Genomic DNA, 22,974 nt, shown 5'->3' with positions numbered 1-22,974 from the left:
TCCCGTGTTCAGAGGTCAGGCTATGATTGCCCGCACCTGTTCCGCCAGACGCTGGCAGAGGCGTTCCACCTGCGCGCCATCCAGCCCTTCCACCATGACCCGAACCAGTGGCTCGGTGCCGGAAGGGCGCAACAACACCCGCCCCTTGCCGGCCAGTTCCGCCTCCACGTCACTCACCGCCTGCTGCAGTTCGGGGCGCTCCATGAAGCCATCGCGATTATCACCGCGCACATTGATCAAGGTCTGCGGCACCAGCGGCGCATCCGCCACCGCGTCGCGCAGACTCCGCTCCTCCCGACGCAGGGCCGCCAAAACCTGCAACGCCGCCACCATGCCATCACCAGTGGAAGTGCGATCCAGGCACACCAGGTGCCCGGAAGACTCACCGCCGAGCAGCCAGCCGCGGCTGTCCAACTGCTCCATGACATAGCGGTCACCAACTTTGGCCCGGGCGAACGGAATGCCTTGCCGCTCCAGCGCCAGTTCAAGGCCATAGTTGGACATCAGGGTCCCCACCACACCGCCGTGCAAGGCGCCCTTCCGCTGGCGGTCACGGGCAATCACGTACAAAAGCTGGTCACCATCCACCACCTCACCCTGATCGTCCACCATGATCAGGCGGTCCGCGTCCCCATCCAGGGCAAGGCCGAGATCGGCACCGCTTTCCAGCACCTTGCGCCGCAGCGCCTCGGGGCTGGTGGAACCGCAATCCCGGTTGATATTGAAGCCGTCCGGCGTGTTGGCCATCGGCAGCACGTTGGCGCCCAGCTCTTCCAGCACATCCGGGGCGATGTGGTAGGCGGCCCCGTTGGCGGTATCGACGACGATCGTCAACCCGGCCAGACTCAGCCCCGGCGCCGTGCTTTTGACGAACTCGATATAACGGCCACGGGCATCGTCGATACGGCGCACCTTGCCAATCCGGTCCGAACCGACCACGGAGATCGGCTCGTCCAGCATTTGTTCGATGTCCTGCTCAATCTGATCATTCAGCTTACGGCCATCGGCGCCGAAGAACTTGATCCCATTGTCGGTGTAAGGGTTGTGGGAGGCGGAGATAACGATCCCGGCCTGGGCATGCAGAGTGCGGGTCAGATAAGCGATCCCCGGCGTCGGTATCGGCCCCAGCAGCCGCACGTCCACCCCGGCGGCGGAAATACCCGCCTCCAGCGCCGATTCAAACATATATCCGGAAATCCGGGTGTCCTTGCCGATCAAAATCTTGCTGCCACCACGTGCCGCCAGCACGCGGCCGGCGGCCCAGCCCAGTTTGAGCACGAAATCCGGGGTAATCGGCGCCTCACCCACGGTGCCACGAATCCCGTCCGTACCGAAATATTTACGACTCATCCACTGTCTCCATTACAGCGCGGGCAAAGCGCACGCTGTCCACGGTCTCTTTGACATCATGGGTACGCACGATCAGCGCGCCCCGTTCAACACACATCACCGCCGCCGCCAGTGAACCAGGCAAGCGCTCCTCCACCGGCCGGTCCAGCACTTTTCCGACCATGGATTTACGCGATAGCCCCACCAGTATCGGCAACTGTAAACGCTTGAGCTGGTCCATTTCCGCCAACAGTTTCAGATTGTGGCGCACGGTCTTGGCGAAACCAAACCCCGGATCCACCAGCAGCCTGTCACGGGCTATTCCAGCGGCGACGCACGCCTCCACCCGCTCTTCCAGGAACCGGATCACCTCAGCGGTGACATCCTGATATCGCGGATTGTCCTGCATATCCCCCGGCTCTCCACGCATGTGCATCAGGCACACGGGCAGGCCGGTTTCCACCGCCGCCTGACAGGCGCCGGGGCGGCGCAATGAACGCACATCATTGATCAGACCGGCGCCGGCACGAGCCGTTTCACGGATCACACCGGCAGTACTGGTATCCACCGACACCAGGGCATCCAACTCGCGGGTCAGGGCTTCCACCACCGGTACCACACGATCCAGCTCTTGCTGTTCGGATACTGGATCAGCGCCGGGGCGGGTGGATTCTCCACCGACATCGATGATGGCGGCACCGTCGGCGAGCATCTGCTCCGCCCGACGCAGGGCCGAGTCCAGGGAAGTGAATTGGCCACCGTCCGAAAACGAATCCGGGGTGACATTAAGAATGCCCATAACGACGGGCGCGGACAGGTCCAGTGTCCGCGCCCCACAGGTCAGTTTGCTAATCTGGCGCATCAGTGGGTATTGGCAGGTCCACCGATGGCGTCATCGCCGGGCTTGGCGTCGTCGGAAGCGTTCTCGCCAGAAGAGGACGCACCGCTCCCCGGCCCCTGGTCGCGCCAGTCCTTCGGCGGGCGGGGTTTGTGTCCGGACATGATATCGTTGATCTGCTCGGCATCGATGGTCTCATACTGCATCAACGCTTCGGCCATCAGATCCAGCTTGTCGCGGTTATTGTCCAGGATGTCCTTGGCATGGGTGTAACAGCGATCGATGATGGCGCGAACTTCCCGGTCGATTTCCTCGGCGGTCTGCTCGGACATATGCTTGCGCTGCCCCACTTGCTTACCCAGGAAGACCTCACCCTCGTCTTCCTCATAGGCCAGCGGCCCCATTTTTTCGCTCAGCCCCCACTTGGTGACCATGGCACGGGCCATTTTGGTGGCGCGCTCGATGTCGTTGGAGGCACCGGTGGTGACCCCGTCAAAGCCCAGCGTCATTTCCTCGGCCAGACGACCGCCATACAGCGAACAGATCGCCGACTCGATGGCCCGCTTGGACTGGGAGTATTTGTCCTCCTCGGGGAGGTACATGGTCACACCCAGAGCCCGCCCGCGAGGGATAATGCTCACCTTGTAGACCGGATCGTGTTCCGGCACCAGTCGGCCGACGATGGCGTGACCGGCTTCGTGATAGGCGGTGTTGAGCTTCTCTTTCTCACTCATAACCATGGAGCGGCGCTCGGCGCCCATCAGGATCTTGTCCTTGGCCTTCTCAAACTCCTCCATGGTCACCACCCGCTTGTTGGCGCGGGCGGCGAACAGGGCTGCTTCGTTAACCAGATTGGCCAGGTCGGCGCCGGAGAAGCCCGGCGTGCCACGGGCGATCACGCTGGCATCCACATCCTCGGCCACCGGCACCGGGCGCATATGCACTTTCAATACCTGCTCACGCCCACGGATATCCGGCAACGGCACGGTCACCTGACGGTCGAACCGGCCCGGACGCAGCAGCGCCGGGTCCAGCACATCAGGGCGGTTGGTGGCGGCGATAACGATAATGCCGTCATTGGCATCAAAACCGTCCATCTCCACCAGCAACTGGTTCAGGGTCTGTTCACGCTCATCATGGCCGCCGCCAAGACCGGCGCCACGGGAACGGCCCACCGCGTCGATCTCGTCGATGAAGATAATACAGGGCGCATGCTTCTTGGCCTGATCGAACATGTCGCGCACCCGGGAGGCGCCGACGCCGACGAACATTTCCACAAAGTCGGAACCGGAGATGCTGAAAAACGGCACCTTGGCTTCGCCGGCGATGGCCTTGGCCAGCAGGGTCTTACCGGTACCCGGCGACCCCACCATCAGCACACCACGGGGAATTTTGCCGCCAAGTCGCTGGAATTTGGCGGGATCGCGCAGAAACTCCACCAATTCCTGCACTTCTTCCTTGGCTTCCTCGACACCGGCCACATCCGCGAAGGTGGTTTTGATCTGATCCTCGCTCATCAGCCGCGCCTTCGACTTCCCGAAGGTCATCGGGCCACCACCGCCCTTGCCGCCGCCCTGCATCTGCCGCATGAAGAAGATGAAAATGGCCAGAATCAGCAGAATCGGCAGCACTGACAGGAACAACTGGGTCAGGAACCCCTGGCGCTCCGGCTCCTTGCCAACCACATCCACTTTATTCTGGATCAGGGTGGGAATCAGATTGGTGTCCAGCGCCGGCGGCTTGACCGTCTCGAACTTGCCGCCATTCGTCATTTCACCGGAAATCCGGGTATCCCCGATGGTTACCCGGGCCACCTTGCCACTCTCCACGCTCTCGATGAAGGAGGAGTAGTTCAGCATCTGCTGACTGGGCTGAGGATTGATGCTGGAGGCCACCACATAAAGGACCCCGGCAATCACCAGCCACAGTACGATGTTCTTGGTCATGTCGTTCAAGGGAGACCTCGATTCGTTCGGGCGCAAGTGCGCATACTGACATCTAAACCTTACACTATTTCAGGTGCCACCCCAATTGATACACTTCATTGGAGCGTGGGCGGCTGGCCGCCGGTTTGCGGCTCACCACCCGGCGAAACCGGCTCTGAAGACTCCGCCGATACTCATCGAAGCCCTCCCCCTGAAACACCTTGACCAGGAAAACGCCGTCCGGTTCAAGAACGCTCTCCGCCATATCCAGGGCCAATTCGGCCAGATACATGGCCCGCGGCAAATCCACGGCACGGTTACCACTCATATTGGGGGCCATATCGGACATTACAAGGTCCACTTTGTGCCCGCCCAGGCTGTCCAGGATTCGCTGGTAGACCTCTTCCTCACGGAAATCGCCCTGAATGAAGGCCACATCGGGAATCGGGTCCATGGCCAGAATATCGCTGGCCACCACTGTCCCCCGCGAACCGACCAGCCGGCCGGCCACCTGGGCCCAGCCGCCGGGGGCGGCCCCCAGATCAAGCACACGCATGCCGGGCCGGAACAACTTGTCTTTTTCGTGGATCTCCAGCAACTTGAAACTGGCCCGGGAGCGGTAGCCCTCGGCCTGGGCGCGGGCCACCCAGTGATCGTCGAAATGTTCCCGCAGCCAGCGCTGGCTGCTTTTTGATCTGGCCATAAAGGTTCATCCTGTTACCCGGCCCGGATGTCCGCCCGAGGGAATAGTGTCGGGGCGCCCGGTGATGATTGCAGGGCAGCAGCCGCGTACCTAGAATAGCGCCCCCGATTTGGAGAACACCATGCCTTTGAGCCCACAGGACAGAAAGCGCTTACGCACCATCGGCCACCACCTGAAAGCGGTGCTGCAGACTGGCGACAAGGGCCTGACCGAGTCCTTTACCGAGGAATTGAACCGGCGCCTGGAAGACCACGAACTGGTCAAGGTCCGGGTCAACGCCCCCACCCGCGACCAGCGTACCGAACTGGTCAATGCGCTGTGCGACGCCAGTGGCGCCGAATTGATCCAGCGTATCGGCAATATCGCCCTGCTTTACCGGGCGGCCGCCAAGCCCAACCCCAAACTGTCCAATATCCTGAGAGCCCAGGACTAAAGCGGGGCTCCCGGGTCCGGCCCGAAGCCCCGCGCAAACCAGCCCTCTACAGGTGCTCGACTTTGTCCACTTCGTACTCCCGGGTGCCTCCCGGGGTGTCGATTTGCACCACATCGCCTTCCTCCCGGCCAATCAGGCCGCGCGCGATGGGTGAATTCACACTGATCTTGCCCTGCTTGATATCGGCTTCGTCGTCACCAACGATCTGGTAGACCTTCTCTTCATCGGTGTCCACGTCGATGATGGTCACGGTCGAGCCGAAAATGACCTTACCGGTGTTATCCAGTTGGGTAATATCAATGATCTGAGCAGCGGACAGCTTGCCTTCGATCTCGTTGATACGCCCTTCGCAGAAGCTCTGCTGTTCACGGGCAGCGTGGTATTCCGCGTTTTCCTTCAGATCACCGTGTTCACGAGCGTCGGCGATGGCCGCGCTGATACGGGGCCGTTCCACCTTTTTCAGATGGTCCAGCTCTTTGCGCAATGCTTCGGCACCACTGACCGTCATCGGAATGCGTTGCATAGGTTCAACCTCAAATAATCGTCCGTGGGTAGCGCGGGGCACCCGGCCCCGGGTACCCCGCACAATTAGATTTCGGCGTGCAAATCCTGCAATCGGCGCACCTGCGGCTCATCGCGCAGGGCCATGGCCTGACACACCGCCTGCGCGGCGGTGATCGTGGTGGTGTAAAACACCTTGTGCTGCAGGGCGGAACGACGGATCGCAAAGGAATCGCGGATCGCCTGCTTGCCTTCGGTGGTATTCACGATCAACGCCACACCGTCGTTTTTAATCATGTCGACAATATGCGGACGCCCCTCGAGCACCTTATTAACCGGAGTCACCGGCAGCCCCGCCTCAGCGATGACCGCGGCGGTACCGCGGGTGGCGACCAGATCGAAACCCAGTTCACTCAGGGTGCGGGCCACATCCACCGCCGCGGACTTGTCCACTTCGCGTACCGAAATGAACGCCGTGCCTTCCTGGGGCAGGCGTTCGCCGGCTCCCAGAGAAGCCTTGCCAAAAGCCTCGGCGAAGCTGCCGCCAATACCCATCACCTCACCGGTGGATTTCATTTCCGGACCGAGGATGGGGTCCACTTTCGGGAATTTGGCGAACGGGAAAACCGCTTCCTTGACGAAATAGTGGCGCGGCGAGACCTCCGAGGTAAAGTCCTGATCCTTCAGGCTGACGCCAACCATGCAGCGGGCGGCCACTTTGGCCAGTGAAACGCCAATGCATTTGGACACATAGGGCACGGTCCGGGACGCCCGCGGGTTTACTTCAAGCACATAGACGTCCTCGCCCTTCACCGCGAACTGCACGTTCATCAAACCGACCACACCCAGCTCGCGGGCCATGTCAGCGGTCTGTTGGCGCATCACGTCCTGCACATTGTCATCCAGAGAATAGGGCGGCAGCGAGCAGGCGGAGTCGCCAGAGTGCACGCCGGCCTGCTCGATATGCTGCATGATGCCGCCGATAACCACGTCGGAACCATCGCAGATAGCGTCCACGTCGACTTCAATGGCGTCGTCCAGGAAGCGGTCCAGCAGCACCGGAGAGTCGTTGGAGACGCTCACCGCGTTGTTCATGTAGCTGCGCAGTTCCGCCTCGTTGTAAACGATTTCCATGGCCCGGCCGCCCAACACGTAGGAGGGCCGCACCACCAGCGGATAACCGATTTCTTCCGCCAGCTTCAGCCCTTCCTCCAGGGAACGGGCGGTACGGTTCGGCGGCTGTCTGAGGCCAAGCTTGTTGACCATCTGCTGGAAGCGCTCGCGATCTTCCGCTTCGTCGATGGCGTCCGGGCTGGTGCCGATAATCGGCACGCCCGCTGCCTGCAGAGCCCGCGCCAGTTTCAGCGGCGTCTGCCCGCCATACTGCACGATCACGCCCTTGGGCCGCTCGACATCGGCAATGGCCAATACGTCTTCCAGCGTCACCGGCTCGAAGTAGAGACGGTCGGAGGTGTCGTAATCGGTGGACACGGTCTCCGGGTTACAGTTGACCATGATGGTCTCGTAACCGTCGTCCTTCATGGCGAAGGCGGCGTGCACGCAGCAGTAGTCGAACTCGATGCCCTGGCCGATCCGGTTCGGGCCACCGCCGATCACCATGATCTTGTCACGGTCGGAGGGGTTCGATTCGCACTCTTCGTCGTAACTGGAGTACATATAAGCGGTACTGGTGGGGAACTCGGCGGCGCAGGTATCCACCCGTTTGAACACTGGCCGCACCCCCAGATCCTGACGCTTGCTGCGCACATCCGCTTCCCGCACGCCCAGCAACTGGGCCAGGCGGGCATCGGAAAAGCCCTTGCGCTTGAGGCGATACAAGGTGTCCCGGCTCAGATCGGTGAAGGTGAAATCGGCCAGCCGACCTTCCTCGGCAATCAGGTCAGCCACCTGCACCAGGAACCAGCGGTCGACCTTGGTCAGCGCGAACACATCATCCACGCCAAGACCGCTACGGAATGCATCGCCAATCACCCAGATGCGCTCCGGCCCCGGCGTCGACAGTTGCTGAGCGATACGCTCAGCGGCGTCCGGTGCATCCAGATCCACTTTCGGATCGAACCCCACGGAGTCCACTTCCAGCCCGCGCAGAGCCTTATGCAGGGACTCCTGGAAATTACGGCCGATAGCCATGACTTCGCCCACGGACTTCATTTGCGTGGTCAACACCGGATCCGCGTCGGCGAACTTCTCGAAGTTGAACCGCGGAATCTTGGTGACGACATAGTCAATGGACGGCTCGAAAGAGGCCGGGGTCGCGCCGCCGGTGATATCGTTCTGCAACTCGTCCAGGGTGTAGCCCACCGCCAGCTTCGCCGCCACCTTGGCGATCGGGAAGCCGGTGGCCTTGGAGGCGAGCGCGGAGGACCGGGATACCCGCGGGTTCATCTCGATCACCACCATGCGGCCGGTATCCGGGCACATGCCAAACTGCACGTTGGAGCCGCCGGTTTCCACGCCGATCTCACGCAATACCGCCAGGGAGGCATCGCGCATGACCTGGTATTCCTTGTCGGTCAGAGTCTGCGCCGGCGCCACGGTGATGGAGTCACCGGTGTGCACCCCCATCGGGTCGAAGTTCTCGATCGCACAGACGATGATGCAGTTATCGTTGCGGTCACGAACAACCTCCATCTCGTATTCCTTCCAGCCCAGCAGCGACTCGTCGATGAGCAGCTCGTGGGTGGGGGACAGCTCGAAACCCCGGGTACAGATTTCCTCGAACTCTTCCTTGTTATAGGCCACCCCGCCGCCGGAGCCGCCCATGGTGAAGGAAGGACGGATGATCGAGGGAAAGCCCAGTTCCGCCTGAATCTCCCAGGCCTCATCCATGGTGTGAGCAACCCGCGCGCGCGGACATTCCAGGCCGATGTTCTTCATCGCCTTGTCGAAGCGGTCGCGGTTCTCCGCCTTGTCGATGGTGTCGGCGTTGGCGCCGATCATTTCCACGGCGAACTTCTCGAGCACGCCATGGCGTTCCAGATCCAGAGCGCAATTCAACGCGGTCTGTCCGCCCATGGTGGGCAGCAGCGCGTCCGGGCGCTCCTTCTCGATGATCTTGGCCACCGTCTCCCAGGTGATCGGCTCGATGTAGGTGGCGTCGGCCATGGCCGGATCGGTCATGATGGTGGCCGGGTTCGAGTTCACCAGGATCACCCGGTAGCCTTCCTCTCGCAGCGCCTTGCAGGCCTGGGCACCGGAGTAATCGAACTCACAGGCCTGGCCGATCACGATGGGACCAGCGCCGATGATGAGGATGCTTTTGATGTCTGTTCTCTTGGGCATTTTTGCTGACCGTCGGACTCTGGTTAATTCGTTACCGGGTTAATTCATTGCCGGGCCGGACGCCAGGGGTGAGGCGTCCGGCGCGTCTCAGGCGCGGTGCGCCTCCATCAACTCGATGAAGTGATCAAACAGGGGCGCGCAGTCGTGGGGACCAGGACTGGCCTCCGGGTGCCCCTGGAAACTGAACGCCGGCACATCGGTGCGATGCACGCCCTGCAGCGTACCGTCGAACAGTGACACATGAGTCACCTTGAGGTTATCCGGCAGGGTCTCCGCGTCCACCGCGAAACCGTGGTTCTGGCTGGTGATCATCACCGTACCGTCCTCCACGTTTTTCACCGGGTGGTTGGCGCCGTGATGGCCGTTCTTCATCTTCATGGTGCGGGCGCCGCTGGCCAGGCCGAGCAACTGATGCCCCAGGCAGATACCGAACAGCGGCAGCTTGCACTCCAGAATCTCGCGGATCGCCTGGATCGCGTAGTCGCAAGGCTCCGGATCACCCGGACCATTGGCCAGGAAAACACCATCCGGATTCATCGCCAGCACCTCGGATGCCGGGGTTTGGGCCGGCACCACGGTCAGTTTGCAGCCACGGTCCGCCAGCATCCGGAAGATATTACGCTTGCAGCCGAAGTCGTAGGCGACCACGTTAAACAGAGCTTCCGTCTGAGCACGATGGCCTTCACCACGCACCCAGGTGCCTTCAGTCCAGGCATAAGGCTCGCTGACACTGACCTCCTTGGCCAGATCCATCCCCTTGAGGCCGGGGAAAGCACGGGCGGCGGCCAGGGCCTTTTCCTCGTCGATATCGTCACCGGCGACGATGCAGCCGTTCTGAGCCCCTTTTTCCCGCAGAATACGGGTCAGACGACGCGTATCAATGTCGGCGATGGCAACGATGTTCCGCTGTTCCAGGTACTCCGGCAAAGACTGCTCCGCACGCCAGCTGCTCACCGTCAGGGTCAGATCACGAATGATCAGGCCGGCGGCCCACACCCGGGAGGACTCCTCGTCCTCCTCATTGACGCCGGTGTTGCCGATATGCGGATACGTCAGCGTGACGATCTGCTTGGCATAGGACGGGTCCGTGAGGATTTCCTGATATCCGGTCATCGCGGTGTTGAACACCACCTCACCCACGGTCTCACCCGTGGCGCCAATGGCAACACCCCGAAAGAGACTGCCGTCTTCTAATGCGAGTATGGCGGGTACCGTCAACGCAACCTCCAAGGCTGATAGGGTTCCGGGTTGTCCGCGTGAAGCCAGGGCGGGCGACACCGTTTACAGCGGACAAACCCTTGGAAGATCGGGGACGGGGGCCGGTCGCAAAAAAGCGAGATGGATTCCTCCACCTCGCTTTTTCATGTCATTCAGCGATTCATGCGCCCCACGCGCCCTCAGGCTTGGCCTATTCTAGTGCTTTCGGCCGCCAGTGTCACGGGCGGAAGCCGCCGGAACACCCGGCGGCAATCTCAGCGGGCGCCCCAGCCGGCGCTCTCTCCCGCCAGACCAAGCACGTCCTGCATGTCGAACAATCCCTTGGGCCGAGCCCCGAGCCACAGAGCCGCGCGCACCGCTCCGCGAGCAAAAGCCATGCGACTGGACGCCTTGTGAGTAATCTCCACCCTTTCGCCCTCGGCGGCGAACAGGACGGTGTGATCGCCGACAATATCACCACCACGAATGGTCTCGAATCCGATGGTCTGACGGTCACGTTCACCGGTGCGCCCCTCACGACCATACACCGCGCATTCCTTGAGGTCCCGCCCCAGGGTCTGAGCCACCACTTCCCCCATGCGCAGAGCCGTGCCGGAAGGCGCGTCAATCTTATGGCGGTGATGAGCCTCGATGATTTCTATATCGACATCGTCGCCCAGCACGGCGGCCGCGGCTTCCAGCAGTTTAAAGCACAGATTCACCCCCACCGAGTAGTTCGGCGCGAAGCAGATCGCCATCTCCTCGCTGGCGGCGCGCAGTTGCGCCTTCTGCTCATCGTTCAGACCGGTGGTGCCGATCACCAGCCGACTGCCGGCCTGGCGGCAAGTCTCGATATTCCGCGCGGTCGCTTCCGGCACGGTGAAATCGATGAACACATCCGCCTGGTCCGCCACCAGGGCGAGGTCATCGCCCACGGTGACACCCAGCTTGCCGACGCCCACCAGTTCACCGGCGTCCACCCCGATCAGGGAAGAACCCGGCACGTCGACCGCCACCGCCAGCTCGGCTTCCGGATTGGCCAGCGTCGCCTCGATGAGCATGCGCCCCATACGCCCGGCGGCGCCGATGATGCCTACTTTCATGGTTTTTCGCCCTATTGCTTCAGAGGGTTTAGAGCCTGCTCACAGCGTCAAAGCCCGTCGAAAAAGCGCTTCACGCCCTCGAACCAGCTGGTTCGGCGGGGATTATGCCGGTCGCCACCCTTGTCCAGGGAGGACTGGAACTTGCGCAACAGGTCTTTCTGTTCGCTATTCAGCTTGACCGGGGTTTCCACCACCACTCTGCAGATCAGGTCGCCTGGCGGGCCACCCCGCACCGGGGTCACCCCCTTGCCGCGCAACCGGAACAGCTTACCGGTCTGCGTCTCCGGTGGCACCTTGAGTTTGACCTTGCCATTCAAGGTAGGCACATCCTGTTCACCGCCCAGAGCGGCGTCGACGAAGCTCACCGGCACTTCGCAGTGCAGATCACTGCCGTCACGCTTGAAGATCTCGTGCTCACGCACCGCCACCTGCACGTACAAGTCACCGGCCGGCGCCCCGTGCATGCCGGCCTCGCCCTCGCCGGCCAGACGGATACGGTCCCCGGTATCCACTCCGGGCGGAATCTTCACGGACAAGGTCTTGGTGTTCTGCACCCGACCCTGGCCGCCACAGTTGCGACATGGGTTCTTAACGATCCGGCCTTCGCCATGACACGCCGGACAGGTCTGCTGCACGGTGAAGAAGCCCTGCTGCATGCGCACCTGCCCGACACCGTTACAGGTGGGGCAGGTCACCGGCTCCTCGCCGGCTTCCGCGCCGGTGCCGTGGCACACTTCACAGCTGTCCCAGGAGGGAATGCGGATCTTCTCCTCGCAGCCCCGTACCGCCTGCTCCAGGCTGAGTTCCAGGGTATAGCGCAGGTCCGCGCCACGGGCCGGCCCGCGACCACCACGGCCGCCACCACCGAAGATGTCGCCAAAAATATCGCCGAAGATATCGCCGAAGCCACCGCCGCCGCCAAAACCACCGGCACCGGCGCCGCCGAAGCCGCCTTGGCCTTCCACCCCGGCATGGCCGAAGCGATCGTAGGCGGCACGCTTATCCTCATCGGACAGGACTTCGTAGGCCTCTTTGGCCTCCTTGAACTTGGCCACCGCCTCGGCGTCATCCGGATTACGGTCCGGATGGTATTTCATCGCCAGGCGCCGATAGGCCTTTTTCAGTTCCTGCTGATCAGCGTCCTTGGACACCCCCAGCACTTCGTAATAATCGCGTTTGGACATAAAGGTTCCTGCTTATAAACGCAAACACGCTTCACGCTTGCACGCCCACACGCAAAACATAGGCCATGCCCGCGAGAAGCGCGGTTGACGTTCCGGCACGCACCACGTCAGCGTGCAAGCGTGGTGCGTGCCAGCGTGCCGGTTTTATTTCTTCTTGTCGTCATCCACTTCTTCGAACTCGGCATCGACAACATCGTCTCCGGCCTGCTTGCCTTGCTCATCACCAGCGGGGCCGCCCTGGGCCTGTTGCGCCTCCGCATACAGTTTCTGCGCCAGGGAACCGGACGCTTCGGTAAGCGCCTTGGTCTTGGCTTCGATATCGTCCTTGTCGTTGCCCTTGAGCGCGGCTTCCAGATCGGAGATGGCTTTGTTGATCGCCTCTTTCTCTTCCTCGGTGGCCTTGTCGCCCGCTTCCTCCAGGGTCTTGCGAGTCGCGTGAACCAGGTGATCCGCCTGATTACGGGTCTGCACCAGTTCCTCGAACTTGCGATCCTCGTCGGCATGGGCCTCGGCGTCGCGCACCATCTTGTCGACCTCATCATCGGACAGGCCGGAAGACGCCTTGATCTGGATCGTCTGCTCCTTGCCGGTGGCCTTGTCCTTGGCGCCCACGTGCAGAATACCGTTGGCGTCGATATCGAAGGTCACCTCGATCTGCGGCACGCCGCGCGGCGCCGGCGGGATGTCTTCCAGGTTGAACTGCCCCAGAGACTTGTTCTGCGCCGCCTGCTTGCGCTCGCCTTGCAGCACATGCACGGTCACCGCGGTCTGGTTGTCGTCCGCCGTGGAGAACACCTGCGACGCATTGGTCGGGATGGTGGTGTTCTTCTCGATGATCGGCGTCATCACACCGCCCATGGTCTCGATACCCAGGGTCAGCGGGGTCACGTCCAGCAACAACACATCCTTCACGTCACCGCTGAGCACGGCGCCCTGAATCGCGGCGCCAATGGCCACGGCTTCATCCGGATTGACGTCCTTGCGCGCTTCCTTACCAAAGAACTCGGCCACTTTCTTCTGCACCAGCGGCATCCGGGTCTGACCACCCACCAGGATCACGTCGGTGATGTCGGACGCTTTCACGCCGGCATCGTTGAGCGCGATCTTGCAGGGTTCCAGGGAGCGGCTCACCAGCCCTTCCACCAGGGACTCCAGTTTGGCCCGGGTCACTTTCACCACCAGGTGCTTGGGACCGGTGGAATCCGCGGTGATGTAGGGCAGATTCACTTCCGTCTGCTCGGCGGAGGACAGTTCGATCTTGGCTTTCTCAGCGGCTTCCTTGAGGCGCTGCATGGCCAGCGGATCGCCGCCCAGATCGATGCCGGAATCGGCCTTGAACTGATCCGCCAGGAAGTTGATCAGCGCCAGGTCGAAATCCTCACCACCCAGGAAGGTGTCACCATTGGTGGCCAGCACCTCGAACTGGTGCTCACCGTCCACTTCGGCGATTTCGATGATGGACAGGTCGAAAGTACCCCCGCCCAGGTCGTACACCGCGATGGTGCGATCACCGCCTTTCTTGTCCAGGCCATAGGCCAGGGCCGCGGCGGTGGGCTCGTTGATGATCCGCTTCACGTCCAGACCGGCGATACGGCCGGCATCCTTGGTGGCCTGACGCTGAGAATCATTGAAGTACGCGGGCACGGTGATGACGGCTTCGGTCACCGGCTCACCCAGATAGTCCTCCGCGGTCTTCTTCATTTTCTTCAGCACCTGGGCGGAAATCTGCGGGGGCGCCATTTTCTCGCCCTTCACATCGACCCAGGCATCGCCATTGTCGGCCTTGGTGATTTTGTAGGGCACCATCTTGATGTCCTTTTGCACCACCTCGTCTTCAAACCGACGGCCAATCAGGCGCTTCACCGCGTACACGGTGTTCTGCGGGTTGGTCACCGCCTGACGTTTGGCGGCCTGCCCGACCAGCACCTCGTTGTCCTCGGTGTAGGCAATGATGGACGGCGTGGTGCGCGCGCCTTCCGCGTTTTCGATCACCTTGGTCTTGTCACCTTCCATAACAGCCACACAGCTGTTGGTGGTGCCAAGGTCGATACCAATAATCTTACCCATAACGTCTGTTTCTCCTTCACACGATCCGAATGCCAAAGGCCACCCGGACAGTTGAACCTCAATGAACTTGCCAGCTATATGGCGGCGCCCCGATTCTTTTCAAGGGAGCCGGATCAACCTTCCGCCTTGCTGACCACCACCCGTGCCGGGCGGATCAGGCGGCCGTTGAGCAGGTAGCCTTTCTCCAGTACATCGATCACGGTGTTGGGCTCCGCCCCGGGGGCCGGGATCATCGTCATCGCCTCGTGGCGCTCGGGATTGAAGGGCTCGCCGTGGGGGTCCACCTGCTCCAGGTTGTGCCGGCCGAAGGCATCCATCAGCACCTTCAGCGTCAGCTCCAGCCCCTCGCGGGCGGGTTTGAGCGCCTCATCCCCGGCATCCAGGGTCGACAGCCCTCGCTCCAGACTGTCCGCCACGGACAGCAGATCACCGGCGAATTTCTCCAAAGCGAACTTGTGGGCGTTCTCCACCTCACGTTCGGCACGGCGGCGTACATTCTGGATTTCCGCCTGGGCGCGCAGGTCCGCTTCGGCCAGCGCTTTCTCCAGACGCTGCATCTGCTCCTGCGCCTCGGCCAGTTGCCGGGCCGCATCCGGCTCCGCGGCGGCGTCTTCGTCAGTCACCTCGGCGGCAGGTTGGGGGGTCTCCAGTTCGGAATCCTGGGACACCGCCTCATCTTGGGGGTTCTGTTTGTCCTGATCGTTCATATCCACTCCAAAATACCCGAATGCGGGCTCCATCTCGGGAAAGCGGGCAAAGATATGGGAACAGGTTGAGCGGATTCAAGGGCAAAAAAGAGTCAGTTGACAGTTGATAGTGGACAGTTGACAGCGGCGCGAGACACGTTGGCCTATCTTTATAGCCAGGAGGCCGCGCCCGTAGGTTATGTCAGCCCCTTATGCAAATGCAAAAGAACGGTCTGCGGATGCGCAAATGCTCTTTGCAACCCTGCAATATCTTTGTTTTTCGCTGTCAACTGTCCACTATCAACTATCAACTGCCTTCTACAGTTGATTGAGGGCGGCGGAAAGGATGCGGGCGGTGATGTCCACGGTGGGGATGACTTTCTCATAATCCATGCGGGTAGGGCCGACCACGGCGAGCACGCCCACCGGGCCGTTTTCCAGCCGATACGGCGCTGATACCAGCGAATACTCCTCGAACGGCTGATAGCCGGACTCCCGGCCGATGAAGATCTGCACGCCATCGGCTTTCATGCTGCGTTCCAGCAAATGCAGGATATCCCGCTTGTGGTTGAAGGCATTGAACAGGTCGCGCAACTTGTCGATGCTGTCGGCCTGGGCGGTATCCAGCAGATTGGACTCCCCGGACACCACGTAATCGGACTCTTCATCCCCGGACTGCCTCAAGGCCTGACCGGCCACGTCGAGGGTGGTCCGCATCAGAGCGTCCATCTGCGCCCGGTCCGCCGCCATGGTGCTCAACAGACCGTCACAGATGGCGTCCAGATCACAACCGCCGTAGGTGTGATTGATGTAGTTGGCGGCCTGGCGCAATTCCGCTTCGTCGTACTGGCGGGCGGTATGGATGATACGGTTCTGCACTTCGGAGCGGTTCACCACCAGAATCACCAGCACGCGCTGACCGGACAGTGGCAGGAACTCCACCTGCCGCAGCGTGCTGACCTGACGCCTCGGCGCCGCCACCAGACCGGCCATGCGAGTCAGTTCCGCCAGCGTCCTGGACGCTTGGGACACCAACTCCTGCGGCGATTGATCCGGTGCCAGCAACTGGCGCAATTCATCACGCAACTGCTGGTGATCCGGGCTGCGCATGGCGCTGGACGCCAGCAGCGTATCCACATACAGGCGATAGCCCCTCTCGGTGGGCACCCGGCCCGCCGAAGTGTGAGGGCTGATCAGCAACCCCAGATCCTCCAGTTCCGCCATGATATTGCGAATAGTCGCCGGGCTGACCGCCAGGCCGCCTCCCTGGGCCAGAGTTTTCGAGCCCACCGGCTGACCGTCACGGATGTGACGTTCCACCAGGGCCATGAGTAACCGTTGCTTGCGTTCGTTGAGTTCCACAGCTGCCTTTCGTCACCCATTACTGCCAATCGGGATGGGCGGAGCGCCCACCCACTGCCGATTGTTGCCAGCGAAACGGTCGCCGTCCAGTGTTACTCCTATTCACCTCGCTCTTACGCTCGCGGCCGGAATCGCCTAACATCGACAAGGCACTGGCCAGAATAACAGTTGTCCAGGCTGTGTGGCGGGCTCCGCCACACGCCCCAATGCAAATGCCCAAACCAGGAAACACGGGGGTTCCGTACATGCTCACTCACTTGAGCGTTCGCCATTTCGCCACCGTCGATCAACTCGAACTGGAACCGGAATCCGGCCTCACCGTCATCAGCGGCGAGACCGGCGCCGGCAAATCCGTACTGATCGATGCCCTTTCCCTGACCCTGGGCGAACGGGCGGATTCCGCCGTGGTTCGGCCGGGCTGCGAACGGGCGGAAGTGCTGGCCAGTTTCACCGTGGCCAACCACGCCCAGGCCAAGGCCTGGCTGGAAGAGCGGGAGTTGGACAATGGCGATGACTGCCTGCTGCGCCGCACGGTCCGCGCCGACGGCCGCTCCCGGGCCTATATCAACGGCACGCCGGCCCCGCTCGCCGACGTCCGCCAGCTCGGCGAGTTGCTGATCAGCATTCACAGCCAGCATGAACACCAGGCCTTGCTGCATCGGGACACTCACCGCCAACTGCTCGACAACTTCGCCAACGCCGGCGACCTGGCGGCTTCCGTGCGCAACGCCTGGCGGCGGTGGCAGCAGGCCCGCCAGGGGCACGACCAGGCCCTCACCGGCGCCCGCGAACAAAGCGAACGCCAGGAGTTATTGCGCTTTCAACTGGATGAACTGGACGCCCTGGCTCTGGGCGAGGGCGAGCTGATGGAACTGGATCAGGAACAACAACGCCTGGGCCATGCCGATGCGCTGATCCGGCTGTGCCAGCAGTCCGTGGCGGCCCTGTACGATGGCGAGGAAGGCACCTGTAACGATCAACTGGGCCAGATCCGCCATTGGCTGGAAGAAGCCCGCGACCACGACAACGCCTTGTCGGAAGCCCTGGACACGGTGGAATCCGCGCGCCTGCAGGTGGAAGCAGCCGCTGAAGCCCTGCGCCACTACCTGGATCGCCTGGACCTGGACCCGGAGCGGCTGGCACAGGTGGAAGAGCGCCTGGGGCAGGCCTACAGCCTGGCCCGCAAACACCGGGTGCGCCCGGAAGAACTGGCGGAGCACCACCAGCAACTGGCCCGGGAAGTGGACACCCTGGAGCACTTCGACGAGCATCTTGAGGCCCTGGCGAAGGCGGAGGAAGAGGCCCGGGAGCACTACATGGGTCAGGCCCGCAAACTCAGCAAGGCCCGCAAGACCGCCGCCACCACCCTCACTCGCCAGATCGCCACCCAGCTCAAGGCCCTGGGCATGAAAGCCGCCAGACTGGAAACCGTGGTGGAAGACGACAGCCCCGGCGCCGAGGGCCTGGACCTGGTGGAATTCCGCTTTTCCGCCAATCCCGGCCAGCCATTGCGGCCACTGGCCAAAGTCGCCTCCGGCGGCGAATTGTCCCGGGTCAGCCTGGCGATCCAGGTGATCTGTGCCCGCAACCTGACCGTACCCAGCCTGGTGTTCGATGAAGTGGATGTGGGCGTTGGCGGTGGCGTGGCCGAAATCGTCGGCCGCTTGCTGCGGGAACTGGGAGAACACGCCCAGGTGCTGTGCATCACCCACCAGGCGCAGGTGGCCAGCCAGGGGCACCAACATTGGCAAGTGCACAAGATTCAGAGCAAGAACACCACCCGCACCCGCATCCAGCCCCTGGCCCCGGACGCCCGGGTAGAGGAACTGGCGCGCATGCTGGGCGGCGTGGAGATCACCGACTCCACCCTGGCCCACGCCCGGGAAATGCTCGAGAAGGGCCAGGAAGTGGCCTGACAAAACCCCACCGCCCGTGCCCTGAAGCACGGGGATTGGGTCGGGGAGCAGGGCTTGCGGGCGTGGCGCCGCTAGGCGGCGTTGGGCTGGCTGGCGGTGGAACCGGGCCTGGGCTGATCGGTTATTTGCGCTTCGGTTTGACGTACAGCACCAGGGCATGATCGACGATGTCGTAGCCGTGCTTGTCGGCGATCATCTTCTGGCGCTTCTCGATTTCCTCATCGACGAACTCGATCACCTCACCGGTCTCGGTGCAGACCATATGGTCATGGTGGCCTTCATCAGCCAGTTCGAACACCGCGGAGCCGCCCTCGAAATTGTGGCGCAATACGATGCCCGCCTGCTCGAATTGAGTGAGCACCCGGTAGACGGTGGCCAGCCCCACGTCCTCGCCGGCCTCCATCAAGGCCTTGTAGATATCTTCCGCGCTGAGATGCCGGGATTCCGAGGATTCCAGCTGCTGAAGGATTTTCACCCTCGGCAAGGTCACCTTGAGTCCTGCCTTTCTAAGATCCTGATTATCCAATGTACTCGCTCCGTAGCCGCCTTATGGGAATCGCCTGACTTTCAGGGAACCTTGTTCCCCCCGTTCAAGTCTGTATTATCGCCCGAACATTATGCCAAGTCGAAAACCCATGCCAAGGATCATCGCCCTTTTTGCCATATTGACCACCCTGCTGGCCGGTTGCAGCTCCCTGCGCTTTCCCGGGGTGTACCGTATCGACATTCCCCAGGGGAATGTGGTCACCGAGGATATGCTGTCCGGCCTGCAACCAGGCATGACTCCCGAACAGGTTCGCTTCGTGCTCGGCCCGCCCACACTGACCGATCCGTTCACCCCCAACACCTGGTACTACTTGCTGCAGTATCAGCCCGGTAACGGTGAAATGGTGGAACAGCAGATCGTGGTGCACTTCGACCAGGGGCAGTACAGCCACTACGACGGTCAGGCCACCAGCGACCTGCGTGAGCGCACCTCCGGTCACCAGGATCAGGAATTGCTGCGGCGCGCCGAGGACCGGCGTCAGGAAGCCGCCAAGTAATCCAATCTCAGCCTTGGCTGGCACGCCGGGCTCTGGCCCGGCGCGCTGATTTCGGATCCGCTTTGAGCGGCCGGTAGAGTTCCACCCGCTCCCCCTCCGCCAGCGTCCGTCCCGCCGGATTTGGCTCAACCTTGCCGAACACCCCCATACTGAGCCCGGCCGGATCCAGCCCGTTAAAATGCTCGGCGATCCCCGAAGCGGTCACCGCTTCCATCATGGAAGCGCCTTCCGGCACTTCCACGGAAATCAGTTCCTGCTTCTCCGGCAGGGCGTAAACCACCTCGACACGAATCGTCCCGGCCATGCCTCAGCTTCCCCCCAGCACGCCGATCAAGGCATTGAGCAACACCGCCGCCACCGCCAGTGGCGCCACGATGCGCACCACCGCGCGCCATACCATGTACAGCCCGAAGCTCTTCATCGCCAGTTCCTTGCGTGCCTGGGTTTCCTTCATCACCCAACCGGCGAAAATAGCGATCAGCATGCCGCCCAGGGGCAACATCAGACTGGAAGCAAGGAAGTCCACATTCTGGAAGAAGGTGCCCACCAGGAAAGTCACGTCCTTCCAGTAATTGAAGGACAGCACCGTGCCGATACCAATCACCCAGGCCGTGAGGCCCACAGCGACCGCCGCCAGCGGCCGCCCCAGCCCTCGCTCCACCAGCCAGGCCACCATCGGTTCCCCCAGGGAAATCGAGGAACTCAACGCCGAGCACATCACCAGCACGAAGAACACCGTCCCGACGATGACGCCGGCGGGCATCTGTCCGAAAGCCAGCGGCAGGGTCACGAACAGCAGCCCCGGGCCCTGGGAGGGCTCCAGGCCGTTGGAAAACACCACCGGAAAAATCACCAGGCCGGCACCCAGCGCCACCAGCGTATCCAGCAACGCGATGATCCCCACGGTGGAGACGATGGACACCCGCCGGGCCTGGCCGCTACGGCGATCCTTGACCTCACGGGGCATATAGGCGCCGTACACCATGATCGCGCCCATCCCCAGGCTCAGGGTGAAAAACGCCTGCCCCAGAGCGGCCATTACCGCCTTGCCGGAGAGCTTGGAGAAATCAAAGTGGAACATGAAATTCACGCCCTGGGCGAACCCCGGCGTGGTACTGGCGTAGACCACCAGGCCGATCAGCAGCACGAACAGCAGCGGCATCAGCACCTGCACCGCTTTTTCCAGTCCCCTGCTGACGCCACGGGCCACCACCCACATGGTCAGGATCATAAAGGCGGTATGGCAGCCCAGCATCAACCAGGCGTTCGCCTGCATCCCCTCGAAATGGGCCAGAGAGCCGGCGGCGGAGATGCCCTGGAAGCCACCCTGAGCCATGTCCCAGATGTAATAGAGCGTCCAGCCAGCGATTACCGAATAGAATGACAGAATCAGAAACCCGGCCAGAGCGCCCATGTAACCGATCCCGGCCCAGCGGCGGCTCACCTTGCTCTCCGCCGCCAGTTTTTTCATCGTATGCACCGGGCTCATGCCGCCTTTGCGACCGAGCATCACCTCCGCCACCATGATCGGCACACCGACCAGCGCAATACAAAGCAGGTAGACCAGCACGAAGGCGCCACCGCCATATTCCCCGGCAAAATACGGGAATTTCCAGATGTTACCGAGCCCGACGGCGGATCCGGTGGCGGCGAGAATAAACGCCCACCGGCTGGTCCACATGCCATGGACCGGCTTGTCACCTTGCTTCATGCAAACCTTACCCCTTGGTGAAATGCGATCATTGTGTTGATTTTGCGACAGGCGCTCAAGCCGCAAAACCGCCGGACGTCCATGCCGGCATGCCAATGACGCTCGCTAAAGCACCGGGCTGTCTCTATAATCGCGCCCCCATGGGCAAAGCGAAAAAAGCGAAAACACCATCCAGCACCGTGGCGCAGAACCGCAAGGCGCGCTTCGACTACCACCTGGAAGAGCACTTCGAGGCCGGACTGGCGCTGGAAGGATGGGAAGTGAAATCCCTGCGTGAAGGGAAAGCCAACCTGTCGGAGGCCTACATCCTGCTCCGCGACGGGGAGGCCTACCTGTTCGGCGCCCGCATCGAGCCGCTCCCCACCGCCAGCACCCACATCACCCCGGACCCGCTGCGCAACCGCAAGTTGCTGTTGCACCGGCGCGAGCTGGCCCGCATTTTCAGTGGCGTGCAAAAGGACGGCTACACCTGCGTGCCGGTGAGCCTGTACTGGAAGCGGGGGCTGGCCAAGCTGGACATCGCCCTGGCCAAAGGGAAGCAGAAGTTCGACAAGCGCGCCACCGAGCGGGAACGCGACTGGAACCGCCAGAAACAACGCCTCCTGCGCCGCAACTAGCGCGGCGCCGAGGCGCGTTGACAGGCAGTGCGGGACGGTCAGGAGGCCGTGTGGCGATGGTTAGCCATCAGCGCCTTTACCTCGTCACGGACACACCAGTAGAACAGCAACCAGGAGCGCAGCACCGCCGGCAGGAAGTACACCGCGAACAGAATCACCGGCACCCGGGCGTCTCCGGAAACCCGCTCCACCAGCAGTACACCCGCGCCATAGGCACAGAGCACCAGCAGTAACTGCAGGCCGCGGGCCAGCAACGGCCGCGCGGTTATTGGAGCCAGCAAATAGGTGGCACCCTCTTTGGCTGACCGAAAGATCGTCTTCATCGTTTTCTCCTCAATGAACGACGATGCCTTGATCAACGGCCACTTTCTCAGTCTGATTGGGGGCTCGCTGTAAGTCATCGTGTGGATCACATGGGTATCCCCCGCTGCCCTTCGCTTTTGGCGCCAGGCCCGTCGGCACACCCAGCCGCACCCCGTGCGACGAGCCCATAATGCGCCTGGAATCAAGCATTCCCCTGGCAACATGTATGATTGTCGGACAATTTATGTAAACTCCTGTTAACGCAACATCTTTACCACCATCTCCTCTCCCCCCACTTGTTTTCGACTTCTTCGCCCCCATCTCGTAAACTACGCCACCCCAGGGGCCGACAAGGTTTCGACGCCGGTATTGAACTCTGTGGTGCATGCCGAGAAGGTCACGAGTCTCGTAAAACATTTGTGGCATCTTTAAAGTAATCGCAAACGACGATACTTACGCACTGGCGGCCTAAGGCCCGCCTACGGTCAAGCGACCCAGCCTGTGGGGAAGCGCGACCGGCATCGCTACACAGGCTCGCAGCAAAGTCCGCCCCGGGCCGCGCTGTTAAAACTTAAAGGGGCTCGGCTCTTTCGTCCTGCCCGTCGGGCTGAAAGGGCTTAAATCAATAGACACGGCTAAGCATGTAGATCTGCAGGCGGATTGCTGACGGACGCGGGTTCGATTCCCGCCGGCTCCACCAATCAAGACTCACCAGTCAAAAAGGGGCGCTCCATTCGGGGCGCCCCTTTTTCG

Annotated in this window: 20 protein-coding genes and 1 other RNA gene; 5 read left to right on the top strand and 16 right to left on the bottom strand. The window is 62.0% G+C overall.

The features are described from left to right. Positions 1-15: 15 nt before the first annotated feature. The 4 genes from glmM to rlmE all read right to left on the bottom strand — a co-directional run bounded on the left by glmM (position 16) and on the right by rlmE (position 4,795). The gene (glmM, locus tag E0L37_RS02360) at positions 16-1,350 is read right to left on the bottom strand and encodes a phosphoglucosamine mutase (protein ID WP_133490191.1); all 1,335 of its coding nucleotides are present in this window, start codon (positions 1,348-1,350) and stop codon (positions 16-18) included. Then, entirely contained in the window at positions 1,340-2,191 is an 852-nt protein-coding gene (folP, locus tag E0L37_RS02355) for a dihydropteroate synthase (protein WP_236564024.1), read from the bottom strand. Before folP ends, glmM begins: the two co-directional genes overlap by 11 nt. Beyond that, the gene (gene ftsH / locus E0L37_RS02350; RefSeq protein WP_201303729.1) at positions 2,191-4,113 is read right to left on the bottom strand and encodes an ATP-dependent zinc metalloprotease FtsH; all 1,923 of its coding nucleotides are present in this window, start codon (positions 4,111-4,113) and stop codon (positions 2,191-2,193) included. Before ftsH ends, folP begins: the two co-directional genes overlap by 1 nt. Before the next feature lie 64 nt (positions 4,114-4,177). Continuing rightward, positions 4,178-4,795 (bottom strand): 23S rRNA (uridine(2552)-2'-O)-methyltransferase RlmE, encoded by a 618-nt coding sequence (gene rlmE / locus E0L37_RS02345; protein ID WP_133490189.1) that lies wholly within the window; start codon positions 4,793-4,795, stop codon positions 4,178-4,180. Positions 4,796-4,916: 121 nt separating this feature from the next. Between rlmE and E0L37_RS02340 the strand changes: the two genes are divergently transcribed. Further along, on the top strand, positions 4,917-5,228 hold the full coding sequence (locus tag E0L37_RS02340) for a YhbY family RNA-binding protein (RefSeq protein ID WP_133490188.1): 312 nt from the start codon (positions 4,917-4,919) through the stop codon (positions 5,226-5,228). Positions 5,229-5,274: 46 nt separating this feature from the next. Here the strand turns inward: E0L37_RS02340 and greA are convergent, their stop codons facing one another. The 8 genes from greA to hrcA all read right to left on the bottom strand — a co-directional run bounded on the left by greA (position 5,275) and on the right by hrcA (position 16,631). Beyond that, entirely contained in the window at positions 5,275-5,751 is a 477-nt protein-coding gene (greA, locus tag E0L37_RS02335; protein WP_133490187.1) for a transcription elongation factor GreA, read from the bottom strand. 65 nt (positions 5,752-5,816) lie between these two features. Further along, the gene (gene carB / locus E0L37_RS02330; RefSeq protein ID WP_133490186.1) at positions 5,817-9,032 is read right to left on the bottom strand and encodes a carbamoyl-phosphate synthase large subunit; all 3,216 of its coding nucleotides are present in this window, start codon (positions 9,030-9,032) and stop codon (positions 5,817-5,819) included. 87 nt (positions 9,033-9,119) lie between these two features. Continuing rightward, complete coding sequence (carA, locus tag E0L37_RS02325) at positions 9,120-10,250, bottom strand: glutamine-hydrolyzing carbamoyl-phosphate synthase small subunit (protein ID WP_133490185.1); 1,131 nt, start codon at positions 10,248-10,250, stop codon at positions 9,120-9,122. Between the two features lie 254 nt (positions 10,251-10,504). Beyond that, positions 10,505-11,332, bottom strand: coding sequence for a 4-hydroxy-tetrahydrodipicolinate reductase (gene dapB / locus E0L37_RS02320; RefSeq protein ID WP_133490184.1), 828 nt, complete (start codon positions 11,330-11,332; stop codon positions 10,505-10,507). A 47-nt stretch (positions 11,333-11,379) separates the two neighbouring features. Beyond that, positions 11,380-12,516 carry a molecular chaperone DnaJ gene (gene dnaJ, locus E0L37_RS02315; protein ID WP_133490183.1) on the bottom strand — a complete coding sequence of 379 codons (1,137 nt, stop codon included), beginning with the start codon at positions 12,514-12,516 and terminating at the stop codon, positions 11,380-11,382. Positions 12,517-12,660: 144 nt separating this feature from the next. Next, the gene (dnaK, locus tag E0L37_RS02310) at positions 12,661-14,583 is read right to left on the bottom strand and encodes a molecular chaperone DnaK (protein ID WP_133490182.1); all 1,923 of its coding nucleotides are present in this window, start codon (positions 14,581-14,583) and stop codon (positions 12,661-12,663) included. A 113-nt stretch (positions 14,584-14,696) separates the two neighbouring features. Beyond that, entirely contained in the window at positions 14,697-15,290 is a 594-nt protein-coding gene (gene grpE, locus E0L37_RS02305) for a nucleotide exchange factor GrpE (protein ID WP_133490181.1), read from the bottom strand. Positions 15,291-15,587: 297 nt separating this feature from the next. Then, entirely contained in the window at positions 15,588-16,631 is a 1,044-nt protein-coding gene (gene hrcA, locus E0L37_RS02300; protein ID WP_133490180.1) for a heat-inducible transcriptional repressor HrcA, read from the bottom strand. Positions 16,632-16,876: 245 nt separating this feature from the next. Here hrcA and recN point away from each other — a divergent pair, with 245 nt between their 5' ends. Further along, positions 16,877-18,547, top strand: coding sequence for a DNA repair protein RecN (gene recN, locus E0L37_RS02295; protein WP_133490179.1), 1,671 nt, complete (start codon positions 16,877-16,879; stop codon positions 18,545-18,547). 121 nt (positions 18,548-18,668) lie between these two features. Here the strand turns inward: recN and fur are convergent, their stop codons facing one another. Continuing rightward, positions 18,669-19,073, bottom strand: a complete 405-nt coding sequence (fur, locus tag E0L37_RS02290) for a ferric iron uptake transcriptional regulator (protein ID WP_133490178.1) — start codon at positions 19,071-19,073, stop codon at positions 18,669-18,671. A gap of 109 nt (positions 19,074-19,182) precedes the next feature. Between fur and E0L37_RS02285 the strand changes: the two genes are divergently transcribed. After that, positions 19,183-19,590 carry an outer membrane protein assembly factor BamE gene (locus E0L37_RS02285; RefSeq protein ID WP_133490177.1) on the top strand — a complete coding sequence of 136 codons (408 nt, stop codon included), beginning with the start codon at positions 19,183-19,185 and terminating at the stop codon, positions 19,588-19,590. Positions 19,591-19,597: 7 nt separating this feature from the next. On the opposite strand, the gene E0L37_RS02280 is transcribed toward E0L37_RS02285, so the two are convergent. Together E0L37_RS02280 and E0L37_RS02275 are read right to left on the bottom strand one after the other, a co-directional pair. Beyond that, positions 19,598-19,894 carry an RnfH family protein gene (locus tag E0L37_RS02280; protein ID WP_133490176.1) on the bottom strand — a complete coding sequence of 99 codons (297 nt, stop codon included), beginning with the start codon at positions 19,892-19,894 and terminating at the stop codon, positions 19,598-19,600. A 3-nt stretch (positions 19,895-19,897) separates the two neighbouring features. Beyond that, positions 19,898-21,301 (bottom strand): sodium-dependent transporter, encoded by a 1,404-nt coding sequence (locus tag E0L37_RS02275; protein WP_133490175.1) that lies wholly within the window; start codon positions 21,299-21,301, stop codon positions 19,898-19,900. Between the two features lie 140 nt (positions 21,302-21,441). Between E0L37_RS02275 and smpB the strand changes: the two genes are divergently transcribed. After that, positions 21,442-21,918, top strand: coding sequence for an SsrA-binding protein SmpB (smpB, locus tag E0L37_RS02270; RefSeq protein WP_022993562.1), 477 nt, complete (start codon positions 21,442-21,444; stop codon positions 21,916-21,918). Between the two features lie 38 nt (positions 21,919-21,956). Here the strand turns inward: smpB and E0L37_RS02265 are convergent, their stop codons facing one another. Further along, positions 21,957-22,241, bottom strand: a complete 285-nt coding sequence (locus E0L37_RS02265) for a hypothetical protein (protein WP_133490174.1) — start codon at positions 22,239-22,241, stop codon at positions 21,957-21,959. Between the two features lie 322 nt (positions 22,242-22,563). Between E0L37_RS02265 and ssrA the strand changes: the two genes are divergently transcribed. Next, positions 22,564-22,921, top strand: a transfer-messenger RNA (tmRNA) gene (gene ssrA, locus E0L37_RS02260). The last annotated feature ends 53 nt before the right edge of the window (positions 22,922-22,974 follow it).

This window comes from Alcanivorax sp. 24, assembly GCF_004360225.1.
GTDB classification, from domain to species: Bacteria; Pseudomonadota; Gammaproteobacteria; order Pseudomonadales; family Alcanivoracaceae; genus Alloalcanivorax; species Alloalcanivorax xiamenensis.
Note: the sequence above shows the minus strand (reverse complement) of the source record. Positions and strands in the feature narration are given on the sequence as shown.

Excerpts from the sequence above, each read along its gene's own strand:
- recN (WP_133490179.1), top strand. The coding sequence starts at position 16,877 with ATGCTCACTCACTTGAGCGTTCGCCATTTCGCCACCGTCGATCAACTC.
- ftsH (WP_201303729.1), bottom strand. The coding sequence starts at position 4,113 with ATGACCAAGAACATCGTACTGTGGCTGGTGATTGCCGGGGTCCTTTAT.
- dnaJ (WP_133490183.1), bottom strand. The coding sequence starts at position 12,516 with ATGTCCAAACGCGATTATTACGAAGTGCTGGGGGTGTCCAAGGACGCT.
- smpB (WP_022993562.1), top strand. The coding sequence starts at position 21,442 with ATGGGCAAAGCGAAAAAAGCGAAAACACCATCCAGCACCGTGGCGCAG.
- E0L37_RS02280 (WP_133490176.1), bottom strand. The coding sequence starts at position 19,894 with ATGGCCGGGACGATTCGTGTCGAGGTGGTTTACGCCCTGCCGGAGAAG.
- E0L37_RS02265 (WP_133490174.1), bottom strand. The coding sequence starts at position 22,241 with ATGAAGACGATCTTTCGGTCAGCCAAAGAGGGTGCCACCTATTTGCTG.
- dnaK (WP_133490182.1), bottom strand. The coding sequence starts at position 14,583 with ATGGGTAAGATTATTGGTATCGACCTTGGCACCACCAACAGCTGTGTG.
- grpE (WP_133490181.1), bottom strand. The coding sequence starts at position 15,290 with ATGAACGATCAGGACAAACAGAACCCCCAAGATGAGGCGGTGTCCCAG.
- carB (WP_133490186.1), bottom strand. The coding sequence starts at position 9,032 with ATGCCCAAGAGAACAGACATCAAAAGCATCCTCATCATCGGCGCTGGT.
- greA (WP_133490187.1), bottom strand. The coding sequence starts at position 5,751 with ATGCAACGCATTCCGATGACGGTCAGTGGTGCCGAAGCATTGCGCAAA.
- dapB (WP_133490184.1), bottom strand. The coding sequence starts at position 11,332 with ATGAAAGTAGGCATCATCGGCGCCGCCGGGCGTATGGGGCGCATGCTC.
- E0L37_RS02275 (WP_133490175.1), bottom strand. The coding sequence starts at position 21,301 with ATGAAGCAAGGTGACAAGCCGGTCCATGGCATGTGGACCAGCCGGTGG.
- glmM (WP_133490191.1), bottom strand. The coding sequence starts at position 1,350 with ATGAGTCGTAAATATTTCGGTACGGACGGGATTCGTGGCACCGTGGGT.
- rlmE (WP_133490189.1), bottom strand. The coding sequence starts at position 4,795 with ATGGCCAGATCAAAAAGCAGCCAGCGCTGGCTGCGGGAACATTTCGAC.
- E0L37_RS02285 (WP_133490177.1), top strand. The coding sequence starts at position 19,183 with ATGCCAAGGATCATCGCCCTTTTTGCCATATTGACCACCCTGCTGGCC.
- E0L37_RS02340 (WP_133490188.1), top strand. The coding sequence starts at position 4,917 with ATGCCTTTGAGCCCACAGGACAGAAAGCGCTTACGCACCATCGGCCAC.
- folP (WP_236564024.1), bottom strand. The coding sequence starts at position 2,191 with ATGCGCCAGATTAGCAAACTGACCTGTGGGGCGCGGACACTGGACCTG.